The 22,971-nt window shown below is 69.5% G+C and carries 24 protein-coding genes; 12 read left to right on the top strand and 12 right to left on the bottom strand.

The annotated features are described in order from the left end of the window. Positions 1–153 precede the first annotated feature (153 nt). Both LX13_RS21590 and LX13_RS21585 read left to right on the top strand, forming a co-directional pair. On the top strand, positions 154–1,101 hold the full coding sequence (locus tag LX13_RS21590) for an EamA family transporter (protein WP_253663354.1): 948 nt from the start codon (positions 154–156) through the stop codon (positions 1,099–1,101). A 19-nt stretch (positions 1,102–1,120) separates the two neighbouring features. Further along, the gene (locus LX13_RS21585; protein WP_253663353.1) at positions 1,121–1,531 is read left to right on the top strand and encodes a DUF952 domain-containing protein; all 411 of its coding nucleotides are present in this window, start codon (positions 1,121–1,123) and stop codon (positions 1,529–1,531) included. 10 nt (positions 1,532–1,541) lie between these two features. Here LX13_RS21585 and LX13_RS21580 read toward each other — a convergent pair whose 3' ends face one another. The 3 genes from LX13_RS21580 to LX13_RS21570 form a co-directional block, all read right to left on the bottom strand. Continuing rightward, positions 1,542–2,579, bottom strand: coding sequence for a DUF5685 family protein (locus LX13_RS21580; RefSeq protein ID WP_253663352.1), 1,038 nt, complete (start codon positions 2,577–2,579; stop codon positions 1,542–1,544). Positions 2,580–2,673: 94 nt separating this feature from the next. Next, positions 2,674–3,324 (bottom strand): response regulator, encoded by a 651-nt coding sequence (locus LX13_RS21575; protein ID WP_253663351.1) that lies wholly within the window; start codon positions 3,322–3,324, stop codon positions 2,674–2,676. Next, complete coding sequence (locus tag LX13_RS21570) at positions 3,321–4,559, bottom strand: sensor histidine kinase (protein WP_253663350.1); 1,239 nt, start codon at positions 4,557–4,559, stop codon at positions 3,321–3,323. The genes LX13_RS21575 and LX13_RS21570 overlap by 4 nt, the downstream gene beginning before the upstream one ends. Positions 4,560–4,715: 156 nt before the next feature. Here LX13_RS21570 and LX13_RS21565 point away from each other — a divergent pair, with 156 nt between their 5' ends. Continuing rightward, positions 4,716–5,267, top strand: coding sequence for a hypothetical protein (locus LX13_RS21565; protein WP_253663349.1), 552 nt, complete (start codon positions 4,716–4,718; stop codon positions 5,265–5,267). An 84-nt stretch (positions 5,268–5,351) separates the two neighbouring features. Here LX13_RS21565 and LX13_RS21560 read toward each other — a convergent pair whose 3' ends face one another. Next, positions 5,352–6,722 (bottom strand): RNA polymerase sigma factor, encoded by a 1,371-nt coding sequence (locus tag LX13_RS21560; protein ID WP_308214778.1) that lies wholly within the window; start codon positions 6,720–6,722, stop codon positions 5,352–5,354. Positions 6,723–6,907: 185 nt separating this feature from the next. After that, entirely contained in the window at positions 6,908–7,705 is a 798-nt protein-coding gene (gene ppgK, locus LX13_RS21555; RefSeq protein WP_301301536.1) for a polyphosphate--glucose phosphotransferase, read from the bottom strand. Positions 7,706–7,863: 158 nt separating this feature from the next. Here ppgK and LX13_RS21550 point away from each other — a divergent pair, with 158 nt between their 5' ends. Continuing rightward, on the top strand, positions 7,864–8,712 hold the full coding sequence (locus LX13_RS21550; RefSeq protein WP_253663347.1) for an inositol monophosphatase family protein: 849 nt from the start codon (positions 7,864–7,866) through the stop codon (positions 8,710–8,712). A 43-nt stretch (positions 8,713–8,755) separates the two neighbouring features. Here the strand turns inward: LX13_RS21550 and cei are convergent, their stop codons facing one another. Next, entirely contained in the window at positions 8,756–9,457 is a 702-nt protein-coding gene (gene cei, locus LX13_RS21545) for an envelope integrity protein Cei (protein WP_253663346.1), read from the bottom strand. A 393-nt stretch (positions 9,458–9,850) separates the two neighbouring features. Between cei and LX13_RS21540 the strand changes: the two genes are divergently transcribed. Further along, complete coding sequence (locus LX13_RS21540; RefSeq protein WP_188492388.1) at positions 9,851–10,150, top strand: DUF4193 domain-containing protein; 300 nt, start codon at positions 9,851–9,853, stop codon at positions 10,148–10,150. Between the two features lie 76 nt (positions 10,151–10,226). On the opposite strand, the gene LX13_RS21535 is transcribed toward LX13_RS21540, so the two are convergent. Further along, on the bottom strand, positions 10,227–10,739 hold the full coding sequence (locus LX13_RS21535) for a DUF3093 domain-containing protein (RefSeq protein ID WP_253663345.1): 513 nt from the start codon (positions 10,737–10,739) through the stop codon (positions 10,227–10,229). A 22-nt stretch (positions 10,740–10,761) separates the two neighbouring features. On the opposite strand from LX13_RS21535, the gene dut reads away from it, so the two are divergent. Together dut and LX13_RS21525 are read left to right on the top strand one after the other, a co-directional pair. Then, positions 10,762–11,262 carry a dUTP diphosphatase gene (gene dut / locus LX13_RS21530; protein WP_253663344.1) on the top strand — a complete coding sequence of 167 codons (501 nt, stop codon included), beginning with the start codon at positions 10,762–10,764 and terminating at the stop codon, positions 11,260–11,262. A gap of 6 nt (positions 11,263–11,268) precedes the next feature. Next, positions 11,269–12,162, top strand: coding sequence for a DUF3710 domain-containing protein (locus LX13_RS21525; RefSeq protein ID WP_253663343.1), 894 nt, complete (start codon positions 11,269–11,271; stop codon positions 12,160–12,162). Here the strand turns inward: LX13_RS21525 and LX13_RS21520 are convergent. After that, positions 12,150–12,908, bottom strand: a complete 759-nt coding sequence (locus LX13_RS21520; RefSeq protein WP_253663342.1) for an alpha/beta hydrolase — start codon at positions 12,906–12,908, stop codon at positions 12,150–12,152. The genes LX13_RS21525 and LX13_RS21520 overlap by 13 nt on opposite strands. A gap of 102 nt (positions 12,909–13,010) precedes the next feature. On the opposite strand from LX13_RS21520, the gene LX13_RS21515 reads away from it, so the two are divergent. Together LX13_RS21515 and LX13_RS21510 are read left to right on the top strand one after the other, a co-directional pair. Next, the gene (locus LX13_RS21515) at positions 13,011–13,382 is read left to right on the top strand and encodes an OB-fold nucleic acid binding domain-containing protein (RefSeq protein ID WP_188492396.1); all 372 of its coding nucleotides are present in this window, start codon (positions 13,011–13,013) and stop codon (positions 13,380–13,382) included. A gap of 64 nt (positions 13,383–13,446) precedes the next feature. Next, entirely contained in the window at positions 13,447–14,100 is a 654-nt protein-coding gene (locus tag LX13_RS21510) for a DUF3159 domain-containing protein (RefSeq protein ID WP_253663644.1), read from the top strand. Here the strand turns inward: LX13_RS21510 and LX13_RS21505 are convergent. Both LX13_RS21505 and LX13_RS21500 read right to left on the bottom strand, forming a co-directional pair. Beyond that, complete coding sequence (locus LX13_RS21505; protein ID WP_253663341.1) at positions 14,090–14,749, bottom strand: potassium channel family protein; 660 nt, start codon at positions 14,747–14,749, stop codon at positions 14,090–14,092. The genes LX13_RS21510 and LX13_RS21505 overlap by 11 nt on opposite strands. An 82-nt stretch (positions 14,750–14,831) precedes the next feature. After that, positions 14,832–15,497 (bottom strand): potassium channel family protein, encoded by a 666-nt coding sequence (locus tag LX13_RS21500; protein ID WP_253663340.1) that lies wholly within the window; start codon positions 15,495–15,497, stop codon positions 14,832–14,834. Positions 15,498–15,587: 90 nt separating this feature from the next. Between LX13_RS21500 and LX13_RS21495 the strand changes: the two genes are divergently transcribed. The 3 genes from LX13_RS21495 (at position 15,588) to dxs (ending at position 20,997) form a co-directional block, all read left to right on the top strand. Continuing rightward, a complete protein-coding gene (locus LX13_RS21495; protein ID WP_253663339.1) occupies positions 15,588–17,615 on the top strand; it encodes an APC family permease in 2,028 nt (675 codons plus the stop codon). After that, entirely contained in the window at positions 17,612–18,946 is a 1,335-nt protein-coding gene (locus LX13_RS21490) for a class I SAM-dependent RNA methyltransferase (protein WP_253663338.1), read from the top strand. The genes LX13_RS21495 and LX13_RS21490 overlap by 4 nt, the downstream gene beginning before the upstream one ends. A gap of 92 nt (positions 18,947–19,038) precedes the next feature. After that, complete coding sequence (dxs, locus tag LX13_RS21485) at positions 19,039–20,997, top strand: 1-deoxy-D-xylulose-5-phosphate synthase (protein ID WP_253663337.1); 1,959 nt, start codon at positions 19,039–19,041, stop codon at positions 20,995–20,997. 4 nt (positions 20,998–21,001) lie between these two features. Here dxs and LX13_RS21480 read toward each other — a convergent pair whose 3' ends face one another. Then, complete coding sequence (locus tag LX13_RS21480) at positions 21,002–22,303, bottom strand: HRDC domain-containing protein (protein WP_253663336.1); 1,302 nt, start codon at positions 22,301–22,303, stop codon at positions 21,002–21,004. A gap of 12 nt (positions 22,304–22,315) precedes the next feature. Continuing rightward, complete coding sequence (locus LX13_RS21475) at positions 22,316–22,909, bottom strand: DUF3000 domain-containing protein (RefSeq protein ID WP_188492404.1); 594 nt, start codon at positions 22,907–22,909, stop codon at positions 22,316–22,318. Between the last annotated feature and the right edge of the window lie 62 nt (positions 22,910–22,971).

Raw genomic sequence — 22,971 nt, 5'->3', positions numbered from 1 at the left:
GTCCCGGGCGAGCGCGAACGCTTCCCTTCGCGAGCTGACCCACCAGGAATGGTGGGCTTCTCTCACTCTCTCAGACGATTCGCGTCCCCGTATTGTTCCCGCGCCCGGGGAGTCGTCTCGTCATGCACCCGTAACACGTGGTCGGAGCGGGCGGTGAGTGTGCTCACGTCGCGCCTCGGTCGGCGGCCGTCGGGCGATCCGGTGCGGTTCGTCTGGGTCCTGTTCGTCGTCAGCGCGGTGTGCCAGTACCTCGGTGCCGGCATCGCGGTGCCGCTGTTCGACCACACCGACCCGGCGGTGATCGCGTGGTTGCGCACCGTCACCGGCGGGATCGTGCTCGTCGCGATCACCCGGCCGATCTGGGTGGTGCGCGACCCACGACGTCTGCTGCGCGCGACGATGTTCGGTCTGGTCACGACCGGGATGAACGTCGCGTTCTACCTGGCCATTTCCGACATCGATCTGGGCGTGGCGGTGGCCATCGAGTTCATCGGTCCGACCGCCGTCGCCGCCGTCTCGACCCGCGGGCCACGCGGCGTCGCGGCCATCGTCGCGGTGGTGCTCGGTGTCGTCCTGGCCAGCGGGGCGTCACCGAGCGGTTCGGTGTTCGGGGTGTCGTTCGCGGTCCTCGCAGGGGTTCTGTGGGCCGGGTACATCGTCCTCGGGGCGCGAGTCTCGGGTGCGACGGCGACCGAACTCGGTGGACGCCGACGCTGGCGAACCGGGGTGGAGGATCTCGGCGTAGGCCTTGCGGTCGCGGGCCTGCTCACCGCGCCGGTGGTACTCGGCGTGAGTGAGATCACAGGCTCGATCGGGTTGTCGGTCGGTGTGGTCGCGGCGGTCGCGGCGGTGGGGGTGCTGTCCAGTGTCATCCCCTACGTCCTCGACCAGGTGGTGCTCACCCGGATCGGACGCGGGCGATTCGCCCTCATGCTGGCGCTGCTACCCGCCACCGCGGTTCTCGTCGGGGCGGTCGTGCTCGCGCAGGTCCCCACGATCACCGAACTCGTCGGTATCGCGCTGGTCATCGTCGCGATCACCCTGTCCGCGGGTACCGACCGTGCCGACGAGGTGGGTTCGGAGCCCGCGGTGCCGGGCTGATGTGGCACCGTGGAGAGCGATGACCGATTCCACTCGATCTCCCTCCTCCGAGTCGTCCGCGTCGCGGGCGCACCCGTCGACGCCGCTCGTGCACCTGTGCGCCAAGCCCGACTGGGTCCGTGCGCACGCGTACGGGCGGCTCGCACCCGAGTCGCTGGATGAGGTGGGGTTCATCCATCTCTCGGCGCTCGAGCAGGTGCACATCCCCGCCAACGCGATCTTCGCCTACCGCACCGATCTGGTCCTGCTGGAGATAGACCCGGCGCGTGTGCCCGCCGACATCGTCTGGGAGGACGGCGATCCGCCGCACCCCGACGGGATCCAGTTCCCGCACCTCTACGGCCCGTTGCCGGTCACCGCGGTGTCGCGCGTGCATGACTATCTCCCCGGGTCGGACGGCACCTTCGCGCCTCGTACGACCTTCGACTGATCTCGACAACTCAGCTGCAATCGCAACAGTCGCCACAATCACAACAGTCGCAGCCGTCGCAACAACAGTCACCGCAGCAGTCGCCGCCGCAATCTTTTCCGACCCTCGCGCACCATCCCTCCTCGGACCCGTCGGCCGCAGACGGGCCGGGACCGACCGCACACAGCGCCGCTCCGACGGCGAGGAGCGCGCGGGGTCCGCTGCCCGCTCGGCTCGCGCCGGTCGCGGACGGCGCTGCAGGGGCGAAGGCGTCGGAGATGGAATGCCCGAGGCCGCGCACCAGCATCGCGCGTACCAGGCGGTCGTCGCGGAGTTCGAGCCGACCGATCTCGTCGGAGATGACGCGATGGAGTCGACGGCACTCGGTGTGCACCTCCTCGATCGACACCCCGGTGGCGTCGATGAGGTTGTAGGCACCTGAGGCACGATCGGCCCTGCGGTCCTCGACAGCGTCGACGAGATGTCCGCATCGCCCGAACGCCGCACCGATGGTCGCCAGCCGCGCGCGATTGTCCGGACGGCCGGCCAGGTCGGCCGTGGCCGCGAACACCTCGGCACACGCACGCTCGGTTTCCGCGACGATCTCGTCGAGATCGACCGACCGCTGCTCGATGGCCGCCTGTCCGGTGATCCGCTCGATGACCCCTGCGGTGTCGAGAGCCGTCCCGACGGCCGGGTCTCGTCCTGCGTGTCGCCGTAGCGGTCCGACGACCCCCCGAGCCACCGCGGCCCGTGCGCGTGTGTGGCCGGACGAGTTCAGTTCGTGTTCGCCCACCTCGTCGGCTGCCTTGGCCGCAGCGAGAGTCAGTGACGTAGCCGCCCCGATCCGGACGCTCAGTGAGTTCGCGCTGATCACCTCCGCCGGTTGCATTCCGCGCAGTGCGCACCGTCCGGCCCTGACGCGGGAGTCAGAGATCGGTTGTTGCGCCTCGAGGAGCACCGACGCCGCGATGGCGTCGGTGTTGAGGGTGGCCCTGGCCCACTGGCCGTGCCGGTCCCGCAGGGTGAGGCACACGCCGCACATGTGCGCGCGCCACAGCTCGATCACATCGGGATCGGATGTACGCAGGCATGGTCGGAGTAGTCCCAGCACCGCACGATTGGATCACAAACACACCACCGGGATCGGGTTGAGTCCGAGGTCAACGGGACTCGCGCGCGACGATCGCCGCCTGCACGCGGGACTGCAGGTCGAGTTTGGTCAGGATGTGCGACACGTGGGTTTTCACGGTGGTGGGGGAGATGAACAGGGTGCGGGCGATGTCGGCGTTGGACTGCCCCTCACCGAGGCAGTCCAGGACGCCCCGCTCCCGCTCGGTGAGCACCCCGAGGTCGACGCCCTGCCGGTCCGGGGTCGTCGGACGGGAGGTGGTCGGTCCGGTCGCGCGGGCGATGACACGGCGAGTCACCTCGGGCGCGAGCACCGCGTCGCCGCGTGCGACGGCACGGATGGCGTCGATGATGTCCTCGGTCTCCGCGGTCTTGAGCAGGAATCCGCTCGCACCGGCGCGTAGGGCGTCGAAGACGTTGTCGTCGATGTCGAACGAGGTGAGGACGAGTACGGCGGAGGCGTCCGCGCGGGTGATCGCCGCGGTGGCCGCGATGCCGTCAGTGCCGGGCATCCGGATGTCCATGAGCACCACCTCGGGGCGCAGTCGGTGGACCATCTCGATCGCCTCGTCGCCGTCACGGGCCTGACCGACGATCTCGATGTCGTCGACCTGACCGAGCAGCAGCGCCAGGCCGGAACGGATGGCCGCGTGATCGTCGGCGATCACCACGCCGATGCTCACCGCGATACCCCCGGGGCGTCGACGCCCGGTGTGTGATCGACAGGTGTGCCGTCGGATCGCAGGGGGAGCGAGGCATCGACCACCCACCAGTCGCCCTGCGGCCCGCCCGAGCAACGCCCGCCCACGGACTCGGCCCGCAGCGCCATGTTCACCAGACCGTGTGACGGCCGCCCGGTGTCGGCCGGGTGATCACCGCCGGTCAGCGGGTTGCGCACCGTCACGGCCAGGTCGGTGCCGGTTGCATCCAGGGAGACCGAGATCGGCTGTGCCGGAGCATGCCTGGCGGCGTTCGTGAGCGCCTCGGCCACGATCCGGTAGGCGCAGACGTCGACCGACGGCGGGAGTGCCGGCGGCGCCGACCCGGTGATCGTCACCGGTGACCCCGCGGTGCGCGCAGTGGTCACGAGACGGTCCAGTCGACGCAGGGATGCCGTCCGTCGGCTCTGTTCCTGTTCGCCGTCGGTCCCGGTCTCCGCATCGACGCCGCCGAGGACCTCGATCATGGTGCGCATCTCACCCAGTGCTTCCACGCTGTTGCTGCGCACCGACGCGAGTACCTCGGCGGTGATCGGTGAGCCGGGCCCGGCCCGCAGGGCCGCGGCCGACTGCAGCGCGATGCCGGAGAGGTGCCCGGCGACGATGTCGTGGAGATCGCGGGCCAGCCGGCGGCGTTCGTCGGCGACGGCGTCGGCGCGATCACGCGCGGCGAGCTGGGCGACGGCGAGTGATCGTTCGCGTTCGCTCTGCGCGGCCAACCGGTGCTCGGCGATGGCCCGTCCGTATCCGATGGGGGAGATGACCAGCGCCAGCAACCACAGCAGGATCAGCAGGACCGAACGCCAGCTGCCGTCGACGGCGAGCACCGATGCGACCGCGAGGACGGTGATCGCGCCGACCGTCGCGTACATCACGTGGACGGTACGACGGCCGGCGTACAGCGCGACCGCGTAGGCGACATCGGACAGCACCAGCCACACCGAGATCGACTGCGCGAGGGCGACATCGACCCCGACGACGACGAGACACAGGGCGAACGACAGTCCGGGTTCGGTGGACCGCATCGACTGGACGGCGCACGCGGCGGCCAGGGTGATCAGCGCGAGCCAGCGCGGCATGTCGAACGGTGATCCGGAGTTGCCGCCGATGACGGTCAGATCAGCGGCGTAGAGGACGAGGCCGAGTGCGAGGAACGCGAGACACACGACGAGGTCACGCAGACGCGGCCGCCCGGCCATCCGACTCCACATCCTCGCCGCCTCCTTCCCGTCCGGACCGACCCATCACACCATGTGCGACACGGTGGGCGGATCGTCCGAAGTGATGACGGGGGCGCGGTGATCTCGTGCGCGCGGCCGATGTGCACGCCGGGCATCCGTATCAGGCTGAGGGACATGGAATCCCCCGTGCTCCTCGTCATCATCGGTTGTGAGATCGGCTTCTGGGTCGTCGTGTTCGCCGGACTCGCGGTGCGCTACGGCCTCCGCGCGCCCCGCGCGTCGACGATCATCCTGCGCATGGTGCCGGTCGTCGATCTGGTGCTCCTCGTGGCGGTCGCCCTGGACCTGCACTCCGGCGCGACGGTGGAACAGATCCACCGGATCGCGGGCATCTACCTCGGGGTGACGGTCGCGTTCGGGCACTCGATGATCCGGTGGGCCGACGTGCGGTGTGCGCACTGGTTCTTCGACGGCCCCGCGCCGACACCGCGTCCGAAGCGCGGCCCGGAGGCCGTGCGGAACGAGATCGTCGGATTCGGACGATGGCTGCTGGCCGCCGGTGTCGCCGGGATCGCCGTCCTGGGTCTGGCCGTCACCGTCGCCGACACCGACCAGGCCCACGACCTGTACGGCATCTTCCCGCTGCTCGGCATCATCACCGCGATCTGGTTCGCGACCGGACCCGCCTGGGCATGGTTCGACCAGGGGAGCAGGGTCCGCTCGTAGGCGTGAGCAGCGTCCGTCGGTCCACAGACGACAGCGCCGCCCCGGAGGATCTCCGGGGCGGCGCCGTCGTGCGTACGGATGCGACTAGTCGAGGTAGTCGCGCAACACCTGAGAGCGCGACGGGTGGCGCAGCTTCGACATCGTCTTCGACTCGATCTGGCGGATACGCTCGCGCGTCACGCCGTAGACCTGGCCGATTTCGTCGAGGGTGCGCGGCTGACCGTCGGTGAGACCGAAGCGCAGACGCACCACGCCCGCCTCGCGCTCGGACAGCGTCTCGAGCACCGACTGCAGCTGATCCTGCAGCAGGGTGAACGACACGGCGTCGACGGCCACGACGGCCTCGGAGTCCTCGATGAAGTCACCGAGCTGGCTGTCGCCCTCGTCGCCGATGGTCTGGTCGAGCGAGATGGGCTCACGGGCGTACTGCTGGATCTCCAGCACCTTCTCCGGCGTGATGTCCATCTCCTTGGCGAGCTCCTCGGGGGTGGGCTCGCGGCCCAGGTCCTGGAGGAGTTCGCGCTGAATGCGACCGAGCTTGTTGATGACCTCGACCATGTGCACCGGGATGCGGATGGTGCGGGCCTGGTCGGCCATGGCGCGGGTGATGGCCTGACGGATCCACCAGGTGGCGTACGTCGAGAACTTGTAGCCCTTGGTGTAGTCGAACTTCTCGACCGCTCGGATCAGGCCGAGGTTGCCCTCCTGGATCAGGTCCAGGAACGCCATGCCGCGACCGGTGTAGCGCTTGGCCAGCGACACGACGAGGCGCAGGTTGGCCTCGAGCAGGTGGTTCTTGGCGCGGTTGCCGTCACGGGAGATCCAGCTCAGGTCGCGACGCTGGGCGACGGTCAGCTTCTCGCCGGCGTCGGCGATGCGACGCATCCGCTCGGTGGCGAAGAGTCCGGCCTCGATGCGCTTGGCGAGCTCGACCTCCTCCTCGGCGTTGAGCAGGGCGACCTTGCCGATCTGCTTGAGGTAGGCGCGGACGGAGTCGGCCGATGCGGTGAGCTCGGCGTCCTTACGGGCCTGCCGCAGCGCCTCGGACTCGTCCTCGTCCCACACGAAGTCGCCGGACTTCTTGTCTTCCTCGGTGGGCTCTTCGATCTCCTCGGCGTCGGCCTTCGCGGCCGGCTTCACCTTGGCGGTCGTGGTGTCGTCGTCGTCATCGACCTCGACGTCGTCGACGACGATCTCTTCGGCATCGATCTCACCCTCGGGTGCGTCGATGTCGTCGATGGTGTCGGCGTTGGCCTCGTCAGGGGCCGAACCGTCGGCCGCCTTGGCGGGCGCCTTCTTCGCGACGGCCTTGCGCGCGGCCTTCTTGGCCGGGGCCTTCTTCGCGGGTGCCTTCTTGGCGGCGACCTTGCGGGCCGAGGTCTTCTTCGCCGGCGCCGGTGCGGTCACGTCCTGTGACTCGCTCTCGGTTTCCTGGCGAGTTTTGGTGGCTGCCACGTACGACCTTTCACAGACTTCAAACATGTGGCTTCACACCGAGCGATCACCTCGGCGGAGCGGGGACTTGAGGGCCGGTAACTGGTGCCGACTGACACATTGTAACGATTCTCGGGCCGCTCGGTCTCCACACCACGCCCACCGACCCCGACCGATGGCCCGGACCTGCGTCGATGGGGACCGGTTCAGACCTTCAGACGGGCGTTGACGGCCATCGCGGCGCCGACGATCCCTGCGGTGTTCTGGAGCGTGGCCGGCACCACCGGGGTGCGATTGGTGAGGTGTGGGATCCACTTGTGTGCCTTGCGGCTGATGCCGCCACCCGCGATGAACAGATCGGGCCAGAAGAGGTTCTCGTAGGCCGTGAGCACCGTCGACACATGCCCGGCCCACTTCTCGTAGGACCAGTCGTTGTCCTCTTTGATCTTCGACGACGCCTGGTGCTCGGCCTCCTTGCCGCCGACCTCCATGTGTCCGAGTTCGGTGTTGGGCAGCAGCTTGCCGTGGAACAGGATCGCCGAACCGATGCCGGTCCCGAGCGTCAGCAGCATGACCATGCCCTTGGCGTCCTTGCCCGCGCCGTACGCGTCCTCGGCCATGCCGGCCGCGTCGGCGTCGTTGAGGACCGCGAGCGGACGGTCGCCGAGCACGCCCGTCAGCAGCGCGTAGGGATCGCTGTCGATCCAGCCCTTGTCGATGTTCGCGGCCGTCTTGACCACGCCCCCGGACACGACGCTGGGCAGGGTGACCCCGACGGGGCCGTCCCAGGAGAAGTGGTCGACGACCTCCTTGATGCCCTGGGCCACCGCGGCCGGGGTGGACGGCTGCGGGGTGAGCACCTTGAACCGGTCGCCGATGAGTTCACCGGTGTCGAGATCGACGATGCCGCCCTTGATGCCGGATCCGCCGACGTCCACGCCGAAGGCGCGTCCGAGCGTGTCGGTGATGGGTGCGTCCGCACCCGGGCTGGCGGCTTGCGACATGACGTGTGTCCTCCATGCGATCGTCCGACTCCGGTACGCGCTCAAGGCTAGTCATGCCGTCGGCGCGCCGCTTGCTCTCGGTGATTCGGCCCGACCCCGTCCGACCACCCCACCGGGCGGAGACGACACCGCGATGCATCGTGTGCTGAGGTTGTCCGGTGACATCCGCCGCGGAACTGACCGCCATCGCCATCGAGATCGCCGAGACCGCCGCCGACCACGCCCGCGTCCGCCGGGGCGAGTTGTTCGACGATGCGGGGGCCCCGCCGCGGTCGTCGTCGGTCAGCACGAAGAGCACGCCGACAGATCCGGTCACCGTGGCCGACACCGAGACCGAGACCCTGATCCGTGCGGCGCTGACCCGCCTGCGGCCCGACGACACCGTCCTGGGCGAGGAGGACGGCGGCACCCTGGAGGTGCCCGAGGGGGTCCGCTGGGTGGTCGACCCGATCGACGGCACGGTGAACTTCCTCTACGGCATCCCGGCGTACGCGGTGTCGGTGGGCGCGCAGGTCGACGGCGTCTCGGTCGCCGGTGCCGTGGTCGACGTGGCCCGTCGGATCACCTACTCGGCGACGCGGGGTGGCGGTGCGTTCCGCGACGACGGGTCCGGGCCGACGCCGTTGCGCTGCACCGACGTGAGCTCGGTGGCGCTGGCGTTGGTGGCGACCGGTTTCGGCTACGACGAAGACCGTCGCCGCGCGCAGGGAACGGTCATCGCCGAGTTGCTCCCGCAGGTCCGCGACCTGCGGCGCGTCGGATCCGCTGCGCTCGATCTGTGCATGGTCGCGTCGGGCTCGGTCGACGCGCACTTCGAACACGGACTCAACCCGTGGGACTGGACCGCCGGCGCCCTGATCGCCGAGGAGGCCGGGGCTGTCGTGACCGTGCCCGGACCGGCGACACGCGGATCCGACGGTGCGGTGACCATGGCCGTCGCCCCCGGGATCGCCACCGAGTTCACCGCGCTGCTCGAGCGGATCGGCGCGCTGGGCTCCCTGCCCTGATCCGGGTCGGCGTGTGTGATCTGCGTCGGATGGGACGCGGCGGTCAGCAGGAGGAGTTGTGCACCGCGCGGACCAGGGCCGGATCGGCGCCGGTCTTGGGGTTCTTCGGGTCCGCCGACCGGAGGGACTCGAGCGCGGCCTGGGCGTCCTGCGACTGCTCCTTGCTGGTGAACGCGGTGCCCAGCACCAGGTCGACAACCGCGCCGCTGCGGCCGTCGTCGATCAGTTCGGCGCACGGCTCGGCCAGCCAGAGGGCGGCGGCCGCGGCGCGACTGGCCTGCCCGAACCGGATCTGTCCGATGCAGGCGAGGTTCTGGTCGTAGATCGTGTCGTCGGCGTAGGGGGTGTCGGTGGCCGGGGTGAACCCCTGCGACGTGAGGTCGTCGAGCACGGTCCGAGCCTGACCCCGCTGTGCCGACGCGTTGAGCACGCGGACCTGGAAGGTGGACAGCGCGCCCGGTGCCACGTCGATCAGGTCGGCCGCGGGGACGGTCGTCAGCGACGGGGCGGCCGCCGCGGAGGTCGGGGTGCCCGCGGCCGCCGAGGGGTCGGTGGACGCTGCGGGCGGCTGATTGCAGGCCGTGTTCACCGACGAGGAGTCGCCGTCGGCGAGCGCGCTCGCCCAGATGACGATGCCCGCGACGAGCAGCACGACCGTCGCGATGGCGAACGGTATGTAGCGGCGACGTCGGAACGGCCGCCCGTGATCGTCGGTGGGGAATCCGGTGGTGATCTGCGAAACCACGGGTCTGACATCCTTCCGGAGGGTCGGCCGCGCCCGCGACGTCGTCGTGGCCGACATCGTCGTGTCGACACCTTCCGGGGCAGCGCATCACACTCTAAACGTCGACCGGCCCTCACCACCCTGCGACTCGCTGTTGACCCTGGGAATCCATTGCGCTACGCTTCGCCCGCTCCCCGGGTTCCAGCCTCAGAAACACGGTTTCGCCGGGTGTGGCAGACATCACTGAAGTTCCGCCCCGCTGGGGCAACAAATTGCCCATAACCGTCGTTGTGTTGGGGCAGAGCGGCCGACTCGAAGAAACCGGGTCGACGGCAGTGATGGCGCCGTCGGACACGAAGTGAGATGTCCGAGCGGCAGCGCTAGTCGGAAGTATTGAAGTTAAGGCGGAAACCCATGGCAACTGATTACGACGCCCCACGTCGCACCGAGACCGAGGACCTCAGCGAGGACTCGCTCGAGGAACTGAAGGCACGCCGCAGCGAGGCGCAGGCCGCATCGGTCGACGTCGACGAAGCCGACACCGCCGAGTCGTTCGAACTCCCGGGAGCAGACCTCTCCGGTGAAGAACTCTCGGTGCGTGTCGTGCCCAAGCAGGCCGACGAGTTCACCTGTACGAGTTGTTTTCTCGTGTACCACCGCAGCCGTCTGGCTCGGGAGAACGGCAACTCGCGCATCTGCGTCGACTGCGCCTGACAACTACACAAGCGATGCGCCGATCCGCCCACGGGCGGGTCGGCGCATCGTCGTTTCCGGACGAGCGGGGTCGGCCTCAGGCCTCGTCGGCCGCGGCGTCGGGCATCCCGAGGGCGGCGATGAGCTCACCGGGCCGGCGCGTGCTGACCAGCCAGTAGGGGGTCGGATCGTCCGGATCGTCGAGCACGAGCAGGACCATCGTCTTCACCCAGGCTCGGTGCATCATGAACGCGGCCGGATCGAGCTGTCGTCCCAGTGCCGAACTCTTGGCCGTCGCGGGGATGGTGGCCGCCCGGGTGATCACCGTGGCGGGCAGACGCGCCTTGTGCGCGAACAGTTCGCCGTCAGGGCTCACGCGGATCTGCGCCCGGCCCATCGACCACAACATCCACGCGCCCAGCAGGGCCAGGATCACGTAGACGACGGGGCTCCACGACGCCTTGTGCAGTGAGAGTTGCAGCTCGTACCCGAAGACGGCGACGACCACGGCCCCGGCGAGCCACCACCACCACGGGACGCGCAGACGCTCGCTGAAACGGTCGGTGACCGGCGGGGAATTCCTTGCGTCGGTCGATGAAAACGAAGCCACCGCTCCAGCGTAGTCTGCGTTCGTGGCAGTCGATGTGCAGGTGGGGACGGTCGCGTTCAGGCGACTCGATCCCACGATCCCCGTCCCCGTGCGCGCCCATCCCGGTGATGCCGGCGTCGATCTGTGCAGTGCCATCGACACCGTCCTCGCGCCCGGCGCACGTGTGTTGGTGCCGACGGGCATAGCAATAGCGCTCCCCGTGGGGACGGTCGGACTGATCCATCCCCGCTCCGGTCTCGCGGCCCGTGCGGGCCTGTCGATCGTGAACACGCCGGGCACAGTGGACGCCGGCTACCGGGGCGAGATCAAGGTGTGTCTGATCAACCTCGACCCGAGCGAACCGATCTCGATCGCCCGTGGCGACCGGATCGCGCAGCTGCTCGTGCAGCGGGTCGAGCTACCGGAATTCGTCGAGGTGGACTCACTCGACGAGACCAGCAGGGGTGCAGGCGGTTACGGTTCCAGCGGCGGACATGCGCTGCTGTCGGCGACCGACCGACCCGCCCCGGACGAAGAAGGCTGAGGAGATATGGCCGCGCGACGCGGATCCCGTTCCAAGGACACCACCGACGTCGATCCCGCTGCGGGGTCGGATACCGGACCCGGCGAGGAGATCGGCGCCGGACGCGGTCCCTACGACATCGAGGACCTCGCGTCCGAGATCGACCTCGGCAACTCGCATCTCGACCTGGGGTCGGTTCTCGTCCCGGTGGTCGAGGGCGGACAGGTGACCGTCGAGATGACCGCCGACCACCAGCCGCAGGCGGTGTATCTCGTGACGCCACACGGACGGATCAGCGTCGCAGCCTTCGCCGCGCCGCGGTCGCCGGGCATGTGGCGTGAGGTCGTGGGCGAACTCGTCGAGTCGCTGCAGACCGAGGGCGCCCAGACCGCGATCGAGGACGGGCACTGGGGCCGCGAGGTGGTCGCCACCGTCCCCGGTGCGGTGCACCGGTTCATCGGTGTCGACGGCCCGCGGTGGATGGTGCGCTGCGTGTGCAGCGGTCCACCCGAACTCGCCGACGACCTGGCCCCGGTCGGGCGTGCCGTGCTGAGCGAGTCGGTCGTGCGTCGTGGCTCCGATCCGCACCCGCCCCGCGATGCGCTGCCGGTCATCCTGCCGCCGGTGTTGGCCGAGCAGGTGGCCGCGGCCCAGGAACACATCATCGCCGAGGGAGTCGAGCCCGGCGCGGTGGCATCCGACGTCGAGGAGCAGACCTCGTCCGACGAGCTGGTCATCGACTCACTGACCGAGGGTGAGGGAGCGCGTGAGCAGATCGCCCGCGCCCAGGTGATCGCCGAGTCCGATCCGGCCCCCGAGCCCGTCGCCGAGGTCGAACCGGAACCCGAGCCCGATCCGGAACCGGCCCGCCGCTCGTCGGGGTCGGCTCTGCAGCGTCTGCGTCGCCGTCAGGGGCGCTGAGACCCCGACGGATCGTCCCCATCGGTCATCGCGATCCATCCCTGGACGCTCTCTCGACCGAGGATCGCGGCGTCGGCGCCCCACTGTTCGAGGGTGACCGAGCGCAGGACCGACATGGTCGCGCACTCCGCCCAGCGTCGGGCGACCGCGATCGGGTGGACCGGGTCGTCGACGGCGGCGGTGATGATCAGCGGGACCCGCAGCGCGGCGATCCTCTCGTGGGTCGGGACGGCCATCTCCGCGGCCTCGCCGAGGTGTGCCCGCAACGCCGGCCCGATGGCCGACCACGAACGACGCAGCTCCGCACCGAGCCACGCCGGGCTGCCCGCGACCATGTCCTCGATCGCGCCGTCCAGGCCGAGGCGGTCGATGAGCGCCGCGGTGGCCCGGGCGCTGTGCGAGGCCGGGGCGTCGCGCGCGGAGTCGATCCAGGGCGGCAACGCCGCGAACACACCGACACACCGGTCGTCGTCCACGGCCCAGTCCAGGGCCACGCACGCCCCGATCGACACGCCGCCGACGAGCAGGTGTCGGTGCCGTGCGGCCGCGGCGTCGAGCGCCCGTCGGTATCCCGCCTCGATGCCGTCGGCCGTCGGGTCCACCGCGATCAGCTCGACCCCCAGTGCTTGCGCGGCCGGAGCGAAGGCCCGCCGGGCGTAGTCGGCGTCGGATCCCGTCCCCGGCAGCGCGACCAGCGCAGATGGCCTCGACAGAGTGGCCGCGGACACGGCGTCGGAGTCGGTCATACCGCGATCCTGCCCCGCAGGTGGTGGGTTGTGCGGACGGGGGTTACGCTGGCGCAAGAGGGGCACCGCAGCCCCAGTGCCGTAGGCACCGAAAGGGTGGAGATGACCGCAGCCGGATACCTCAAACGCCTCACGAAGAGGCTCACCGAGGATCTCGAGCAGCTCGACGCCGAGAAGATCTCCGAGGAGTCGCAGGCGACCGGAGCCCAACGCGCATGTGACTGCGCGCGGGGCGAAGAGGTCAGCATGCTCGGCGAGCTCCGCTCGGTCCAGACCTGTTCCAAGGCAGCCAAGACCGGCGTGGTCGCCGAGTTCTTCGACGGCACCGACGTGGTCAACCTGAAGTGGATCGGTCGTAACCGCATCCCGGGCATCGAGCCCGGCCGCAAGCTCACCGTGCGCGGTCGTCTGGGCGAGAAAGACGGCGCGAAGGTGATCTACAACCCGTACTACGAGCTCCTCGGTGACGACTGATCCCGAGTCCGACCCGACGGTGACGGCCGAGGTGGAACGGGTCGCCCCGACCCTGCTCGAGCAGATGGGCGGCATCGCCGGCCTCATCTACTCGACGGTCCCCATCGTCGTGTTCGTCACGGTCAACTCGATCTTCGACCTCACCCCGGCCATCGTCGCGGCCGTCGCGGTCGCCATCGCCGTCCTCGCGTTCCGACTCCTGCGTCGCGAACCGATCCAGCCTGCTGTGTCCGGACTGTTCGGCGTGGCGATCTGCGTGTTCATCGCCCACCGCACCGGCGATGCCAAGGGCTTCTTCCTGTTCGGCATCTGGACGTCCCTGCTGTACGCCGGGGTGTTCGTGCTGTCCATCGTGGTGCGCTGGCCGTTGGTCGGTGTGATCTGGAACGTGGTGAACGCCAACGGAACCGCGTGGCGCAAACACCGCCGCACGCTGATCGCCTACGACATCGCCACCGCGATCTGGGCCGCGTTGTTCGGGGTGCGGTACCTGGTCCAGTCGTTCCTCTACGACTCGGACCAGACCGGCCTGCTCGCCGCAGCTCGTATCGGGATGGGCTGGCCCTTGACCGCACTTGCCGCCCTCGCGACCGTGCTACTGGTACGTCGGGCCGAACGCATCGAGGAGTCGGTGCTCGACCCCGAGGTCACCGACGTCGATGTCACCGACACCGACACCGATTCCGAGCCGAGCGGCGAGATCTCCTCTAGAGATTGAGAATCGCCTCGCGGAGAGCTTCCTCGACCTCCGCGGGTGCGATGAAGACCAACTCGTCGCCACCCTCCACCGGGTCGTCGGACTGCGGCACGATCACGCGTCCGCCCCGCAGGATCGCCACCAGCGCTGCATCACGCGGTAGATCGAGCTTGCGCACGGGTTTTCCCGCGAACGCAGTGTTGGGCGGCAACGTCATCTCGACCAGGTTCGCCTGCCCCTGCCGGAACGTCATCAGTCGCACCAGATCGCCCACCGACACCGCCTCCTCGACCAGCGAGGCCAGGATGCGCGGGGTCGAGACCGCCACGTCGACACCCCATGCCTCGTCGAACAGCCACTCGTTGCGGGGGTCGTTCACGCGGGCCACGACGCGTCCCACGGCGAACTCGGTCTTGGCCAGCAGGCTGACGACGAGGTTCGCCTTGTCGTCACCGGTCGCGGCGACCATGACGTCGTAGGTCTGCAACTGAGCCTGTTCGAGGTTGTCGAGCTCGCACGCGTCGGCGTTGACCCAACTCGCACCCGGCACGGCCGAGGAGTCGATGTGGTCGAGCTGACGTTCGAGGAGCATCACCTCGTGGGAGTTGCTGAGCAGTTCGCGGGCGATCGAGCGCCCGACCGCGCCGGCGCCGGCGATGGCGACCTTCATCGACGTGTTCCCTCGGTTGTGCTGGTGCCGCGCATGGACGGACGGGTGGACCGGGACATCTGTGCCCGGGGTCGGGACGCGGTCACGCGCCTGCGTCCCGCTGTGCGCCGGCGATGGACTCGGCGTTCTCCCGGTTGTCGCGCAGCACCGCCACGAAGACGTTGTCGTCCTGCTGCAGCACGGTGCGGGGTTCGGGGAGCAGGGCGTTGCCGAGGCGGTTGATGAACGCGACCCGGGCGCCGGTCTCCTCCTGGAATGCCTTGACCGTCTGGCCGACCCACGACTCGTGGAACGCCATCAGCGTGACGACCACCGATCCGGACGGGTCGCGCCACGCGGTGGCGGGGCTGCCCTCGCCGAGCGCGGCGACGAATCGCTGTGTGGTCCAGGGGACGGTGGCGACGGTCGGGATACCCAGCCGTTCGTAGACCGCGGCGCGTTTGGCGTCGTAGATCCGGGCGACGACCTTCTCGACACCGAAGGTCTCGCGGGCCACGCGCGCGGCGATGATGTTGGAGTTGTCGCCGGAGGACACCGCGGCGAACGCGTCGGCCTCGGCGATGCCCGCCGACCGGAGGATGTCCTGGTCGAAGCCCACACCACGCACCGTCGTACCCCGGAAACCGGGGCCGAGACGACGGAACGCCGACTCGTCACGGTCGACGACGGCGATCGAATGTCCCTTGTCCTCGAGGGCGAGGGCCAGCGACGAACCGACCCGGCCACACCCCATGATCACAACCCGCACCTGCGGCCTCCTCGGTAGGCGCTTCGACCTGCGCATCGAACCGTACCGCCCCGCGTCGCCCGGGGACTCACCACGCCCTATGGTTGCCACGTGTCCCGAATGTCGAAGGTGTCCGTCGCAACGAAGCGGATGGTTCTGGGTACCCCGTTTCGCAGCGACAAACTCGGGCACACGCTGCTGCCGAAGCGCATCGCGCTGCCGGTGTTCGCCTCGGACGCGATGTCCTCGGTGGCCTACGCCCCGCAGGAGATCTTCCTGGTCCTCTCGGTCGCGGGCCTCTCGGCCTACACCTACACACCGTGGATCGGTCTCGCCGTCGCGGTGGTGATGGTCGTCGTGGTCGCCAGCTACCGGCAGAACGTGCACGCCTACCCGTCGGGCGGCGGCGACTACGAGGTGGCGACGGTCAACCTCGGGCCCCGCGCCGGACTGACCGTGGGCAGTGCCCTGCTCGTGGATTACATTCTCACCGTTGCGGTCTCGATCTCCTCGGCTGCGGAGAACATCGGTTCGGCGATACCGTTCGTCGAGCAGCACCGCGTGCTGTTCTGCATCGCGGCCATCGTGTTGATCACGAGTATCAACCTGCGCGGTATCCGCGAATCGGGCACCGCGTTCGCCATCCCCACCTACGCGTTCATCGCCGGCATGGTCGTCATGCTGGTCTGGGGCTTCATCCAGATCTTCATCCTGGGCACCGACGTCTCCTCCGACACCGCCGATTTCGGCGTGAAGGCCGAGAACAGTCACCTCGTCGGCATCGCGTTCGTCTTCCTGATCGCGCGTGCCTTCTCGTCCGGATGTGCGGCGCTGACCGGTGTCGAGGCGATCAGCAACGGCGTCCCCGCCTTCGAGAAGCCCAAGTCGCGCAACGCGGCCACCACGTTGCTGCTGCTCGGCGGGATCGCCGTCGTGCTGCTGATGGGCATCATCGTGCTCGCCCGCGAGATCGGCGCGAAGTACGTGGAGAACCCGGCCAAGGACCTGATCGGTGCACCGGCCGACTACCAGCAGAAGTCGCTCGTGGCGCAGCTCGCACACGCGGTGTTCCGCGACTTCACGCCCGGCTTCTACTTCATCACCATCGTCACCGCGCTCATCCTCGTTCTCGCGGCGAACACCGCGTTCAACGGTTTCCCGGTCCTCGGTTCGGTGTTGGCGCAGGACCGCTACCTGCCGCGTCAGCTCCACACCCGCGGCGACCGGTTGGCGTTCAGCAACGGCATCCTGTTCCTCGCCATCGCCGCGATCGTGTTCGTCGCGGCCTTCGGGGCCCAGGTCACCGCACTGATCCAGCTCTACATCGTCGGTGTGTTCGTGTCGTTCACCCTCAGCCAGATCGGCATGGTCCGGCACTGGACACGTCACCTGCGCACCGAGACCGACCCGAGCGCGCGCAACCGTATGCAGCGGTCGCGGGTCATCAACTCGATCGGCCTGCTCATGACCGGCACGGTGCTCATCATCGTGCTCATCACCAAGTTCCTGGCCGGTGCGTGGATCGCGATCGTCACGATGGTCGCCATCTACATCCTGATGCAGCTCATCCACCGGCACTACGCGTCGGTGCAGACCGAGCTCGACAACACCGACTTCGAGACGATCCTGCCCAGCCGTACGCATTCGGTGGTCCTGGTGTCGAAGCTGCACCTGCCCACCAAGCGGGCGCTGGCCTACGCACGGGCGACCCGTCCGGACAACCTCGAGGCCATCACGGTCAACGTCGACGACCGTGACACCCGTCGCCTCGTCGCCGAGTGGGAGGGCAGCGACATCTCGATCCCGCTCAAGGTGATCGCCTCGCCGTATCGCGAGATCACCCGTCCGGTCATCGATTACGTGCGGCGGCTGCGACGTGAGTCGCCCCGCGACGTCATCACCGTGTTCATCCCGGAATACGTCGTCGGTCACTGGTGGGAGCAGATCCTGCACAACCAGTCGGCGCTGCGACTCAAGGGCCGCCTGCTGTTCGAGCCGGGCGTGATGGTGACCTCGGTGCCGTGGCAGTTGAGTTCGTCGGACCGTCGCAAGAACCGCGATCGCGTCTACAACGCACCGGGCGACACCCGCCGCGGCATGGTCCCCGGTGACGGCCCCTCCGGTCCGGCCGACACATGAGCGAGCAGCGACCCGACTCGACGGTCACCGCCGGTGACCGGTTCGAGATCGACGGCCTGCGCGCGGCCCACGGCGGTGTGGTGGTCGGACGCCACGACGGCCGTGCGGTGTTCGTGCGCAACGCCCTCCCGGACGAGCGGGTGCTCGTCGAGGTCACCGACGCCCGCAAGCCCTCCTTCTGTCACGCCAGGGTCATCGAGATCCTCGACCCCTCACCCCATCGGATCGACCCGCTCTGTCCGGCCGCGGCGGCCGGGGCGGGGTGTTGCGACCTGTCCTTCGTCGACGACACCCACGCCCGTTCGATGAAGAGCCTCGTGGTCGGCGACCTGCTGGAGCGTGTCGGCGGGTTCGACGCCGGGCAGTTCGAGGTCCCGGTCCGATCGCTCGGGGCACCCACCGGGTGGCGTACCCGCGTCCGGATGGGTGTCGACGCCACCGGCACCCCCGGGATGCGCGTACACGCCTCCGACGCGATCGTCGTCGGCGTCGACTGCGCGCAACCCGTCGACGGGCTGCTCACCGACCTCACCGCGCACCGATATCGTGCCGGCTCCGAACTCGTCGTCGTGCGCGACGCGGACGGGGCGCGACATCTCACCGAGATCACCGCCTCGGGAGCACCCGAGCCGGCCGATCGACGGTCTCGTGACCGGCAGGGACGCCGACGCAGCAACCGGTCCTTCAGCGGCGATCGCGGCCGCGCACAGCGCTCACGCGCCGCCCGACCGCGCAGCGTGGAGACGGTGATCGCCGGCGGCGCCATGGCCGTGCACCGTGTCGGCGACCGACGCTGGGATCTCCCGGTGACCGCGTTCTGGCAGGCCCATCGGGAAGCGCCCGGCCGCTACGGCGCCACGGTGGTGTCGATGGCACAGGCCTACGCACCGGGCGCACGCGTGGCGTGGGACCTCTACGGAGGCGTCGGCGTGTTCGCCGGGCAGCTCGTGGACGAGCTCGACGGTCTCGACCGGGTACTCGTCGTCGAGGCCGACTCGGCCGCGGTCACCGCGGCCGAGGCCACGTTCGCCGATGACGACCGGGTGCGGCTCGTCCGCGCGCCCGTCGCCGACGCCCTCGACACCCTCGACGCGCCCGACATCGTCGTCGTCGACCCGCCGCGCTCCGGTGCCGGACGCGGGGTCGTCGGCGCCATCTGCGACGCGGAGCCCGAACTCGTCATCCACGTCGGGTGCGACGCAGCCACCTTCGCCCGCGACCTCGGCACCTACCGGGAACTCGGGTACCGGCCGGTCGAGATCGAGGGCTTCGACGCCTTCCCGATGACCCATCACGTCGAGGCGATCGCGGCACTCGTCCCGACCCGGTGAAGTCCGCCACGGTGGGCCACGACACGTGACGGTGACGCCGCAGGCACCCCGCCTTTCCGTAGACTGGCCGAACGCACGTGGAAGGAGCGTCGATGGGTGTGTTGGATCGGATCGATTCGCCGCAGGACCTCAAGGACCTGTCGGCCGCTGAGTGCATCGATCTGGCCGGCGAGATCCGCGCGTTCCTCATCGACAAGGTCGCGGCCACCGGGGGACACCTCGGCCCGAACCTCGGCGTGGTCGAGCTGACGCTCGCGATCCACCGGATCTTCGATTCCCCGTCCGACGCAGTCATCTTCGACACCGGGCATCAGTCGTATGTGCACAAGATCGTCACCGGTCGTCGCGAGCAGTTCGACACCCTGCGCCAGCGCGGCGGCCTGACCGGATACCAGGAACGCGCCGAGAGCGAGCACGACTGGGTCGAGTCGTCGCACGCGTCGGCGTCGCTGTCCTACGCCGACGGGTTGTCGAAGGCCTTCGAGCTCCGGGACGAGCAGCGCCACGTCGTCGCCGTGGTCGGGGACGGTGCACTCACCGGTGGCATGTGTTGGGAGGCGCTGAACAACATCGCCGCCGGAGATCGCCCGCTGGTCGTGGTGGTCAACGACAACGGCCGCTCCTACGCGCCGACGATCGGTGGCCTGGCCAGTCACCTGGCCGGCCTGCGGCTGCAGCCGGGCTACGAGAAGCTCCTCGACGACGGTCGCCGCGTACTCACCGGGCTGCCGATGGTCGGATCGCTCGCCTACGCGGTGCTGCACAGCATGAAGAGCGGCATCAAGGACTTCCTCGCCCCGCAGGCGATGTTCACCGACCTCGGCGTGAAGTACGTCGGCCCCGTCGACGGGCATGATCTCGAGGCACTCGAAACCGCGCTCGCGCACGCCAAGTCGTTCGGCGGCCCGGTGATCGTGCACACCGTGACCCGCAAGGGCATGGGGTACGCACCCGCCGAGGCCGACGTGGCCGACCAGATGCACGCCATCGGCATCAGCGACCCGCTCACCGGGCGCGCGACCAGCGTCCCGCCCCAGGACTGGACGTCGGTGTTCTCCGCCGCCCTGCTCGAGGCCGGCTCGCGACGCGACGACATCGTCGCGATCACCGCGGCCATGGCCGGCCCCACCGGCCTGGCACCGTTCGGAGAACGTTTCCCGGACCGTCTGTTCGACGTCGGCATCGCCGAGCAGCACGCCCTCACCTCGGCCGCAGGCTTGGCGCTGGGTGGGATGCACCCCGTCGTCGCCATCTACTCGACGTTCCTCAACCGCGCGTTCGACCAGTTGCTCATGGATGTCGCGCTGCTCAAGCAACCGGTGACGCTGGTCCTCGACCGCGCCGGCGTGACCGGTCCGGACGGCCCGAGTCACCACGGCATGTGGGACCTGTCCCTGATGGCGCTGGTCCCGGGACTCCGCGTCGCCGCACCCCGCGACGCGGTCCGGCTGCGCGAGGAACTCGGCGAGGCCCTCGACACCGACACCGGGCCCACCGCCCTGCGGTACTCCAAAGGAGCCGTGCCCGAGGACATCCGGTCGGTCGAACGTCTCGGCGACGGTACCGACATCCTCTACCGTTCCAGCCCGCAGGCCTCCGACGTGCTCATCGTGGGCGTCGGCGCGTTCTGCGCGTTGGCCGTCGACACCGCCGAACGTCTCGCCCGGCAGGGGATCGAGTCCACGGTCGTCGATCCGCGCTGGGTGCTGCCGGTCGCCGACTCGATCGTCGACGTCGCGCGGACCCACCGGCTGGTGGTCACGGTCGAGGACAGCGGAGTGCACGGCGGGGTCGGATCGGCGATCGGGGACCGGCTGCGCACCGCCGGTCTGGACGTCCCGGTCCACAATCTCGGCATCACGCAGGAGTTCCTGACCCACGGGAGTCGGGGAGAACTGCTCGGCGATCTGGGCCTCACCGCCCAGGACATCGCCCGGACCATCACCTCGACGGTGTCGACGATGCAGTCGTCGTCCCCGGTCGACGACGTCACCGACCCCCAGCCCGCCGACCAACAGCCTGCCCCGCGCCGCCGCGCCGAACAGCAGTAGTCGGTCAGGCCTCCGAGGCGGGTTCGACCTCGGGTGGCTCGGTGAACGCGGTCAGCAGCAGCGGCGCGCACAGATCGCGCTGCCACGGCCGGGCCCCGCCCTTCGCGAGTCGATCGTCGATCGCCTCGATCGTGACCGGTTCGGCCACCCCGTCCCAGCAGATCTGCCGCAGCAGGTCAGGCTGTAGCAAGTTCTCCACCGGTGTGCCGACCCGCTCGGACGTCTCCGCGAGACCGGTGCGAGCGGCCGAGAGTCGTTGCGCTGCTTCTGGATTGCGTCCCGCCCAGCGGTTGACCGCGGGCAGGCCCACGCCGCCGGCCGAACGTGGTGGCAGTTCGGAATCGGGGAGGCGTCGGGCACGCTCGAGCGCATCGAGCCAGCGACGTGCCTGACGGCGCTGGCGGTGGCCGCCGAACACCGGGAGGGCGGTCAGGTCGTCGACGGTGCGCGGAGCGGCAAGGGCCGCCGCGACGATCGCCGAGTCGGGCAGGACCCGACCCGGGGCGATGTCGCGGGCGACCGCGATCTCCTCACGCGCGGTCCACAACTCGCGCACCGCGGCGAGGGCACGGGTCGACTTCACCGTGTGCAGCGACGAGGTCCGCCGCCAGCGATCCACCCGCGGTGCGGGGTCGGGCTTGATGCGTACGTGGTCGAACTCCTGCTCCGCCCAGGTGTCCTTGCCCGTCGCGACGAGCTCGGCGGCCACCGCGTCGCGCAGTTCCACCAGCACCTCGACGTCGAGGGCGGCGTAGTTCAGCCAGTCGTCGGGCAGTGGGCGGCGGGACCAGTCGGCGGCCCCGTGGCCCTTGGCCAGGCCGAGCCCGAGGTGGTGGGCCACCATCGCCGCCAGGTTGACCCGGGGGATGCCGAGCAGGCGTCCGCCGAGTTCGGTGTCGAAGAGGTCGGCGCACACGAAACCGAGCTCGCGCAGGCACGGCAGATCCTGATCGGCGGCGTGCAACACCCACTGCGGACCGTCGAGCGCCTCGATCACGGGGCCGAGGGCATCGGGGTGGTCGATCGGGTCGATCAACAACGATCCGGTCCCGCGCCGACGGATCTGGATCAGGTAGGCCCGGCCGGAGTAGCGGAAACCCGAGGCACGCTCGGTGTCCAGGGCGATGGGTCCCTCACCGGCGGCGAGACGCGCACCCGCGTCGGCGAACTCGGCCGGGGTGCTGAGTACGGGCGGGACACCCTCGACCGGCTCGGTGAGCGGCGTGATCTCGGGCTCGTCGACCACGGGGGAGTCGACGGACTCGTTCTCGGGTGTGGGGACGTCGGGGGGACCGGATTCGGTCATCGGGTGCCTTGTCTACGGGGCGGTGGTGCCGACGCCGAGGTTGGTGACCCCGGTCGGCGGAAGCCCCGCTGCGGACGAGAGGACCTCACAGAACGCCTCGACATGACCGGCGAGGGCGATCCCGGTGGCCGTCCACGACGCGCGGAGTTCGAGTTGATGCGCACGTGGCGGACCGGAGATGTCGCCGTATCGGACCGAGGTGGTCGATGTGACGGTACCCCCGAGCGCGGTGATCTCGGTGTCGGCGAGCGCCTCGGCCAACCAACTCCACGCCACCTCGGGCAACAGCGGATCGGTGGCGAGCGCGGCTTCGACCTCGGCCTGGACGAAGGCCACGAGACGCATCGTCCCGTTCCAGGCCTCGTGGCCGTCAGGGTCGTGCAGCAGGATCAGGCGGCCGAAGGCGCTGCCCTCGGAGTCGGTGGGCACCTCGCCGTCGGGTTCGGGCTGGCGCACCTCGGCGCCGAGCGCATGGCTGTAGGGGGCCAGACGTTGCGGCGGTCGGATGCTGCCGACCTCGATCTCCGGACGGATACGGGCCTGATGCATCGAGTCGACAGCGCTACGGAAATCGACAGGCTCCGCGCAAGCCCCGGGTGAGGTCACACGAGCGACCGTAGGCGGCCCGGGCGGCCGGAGGTAGGAGGCGCGCCGCAGCCGTGGCAGCA

Source organism: Williamsia maris, from assembly GCF_024171815.1.
In the GTDB taxonomy this organism is placed as follows: domain Bacteria; phylum Actinomycetota; class Actinomycetes; order Mycobacteriales; family Mycobacteriaceae; genus Williamsia_A; species Williamsia_A maris.
The sequence above is the reverse complement of the archived record's forward strand: the minus strand, read 5'-3'. Positions and strand labels throughout refer to the sequence as shown.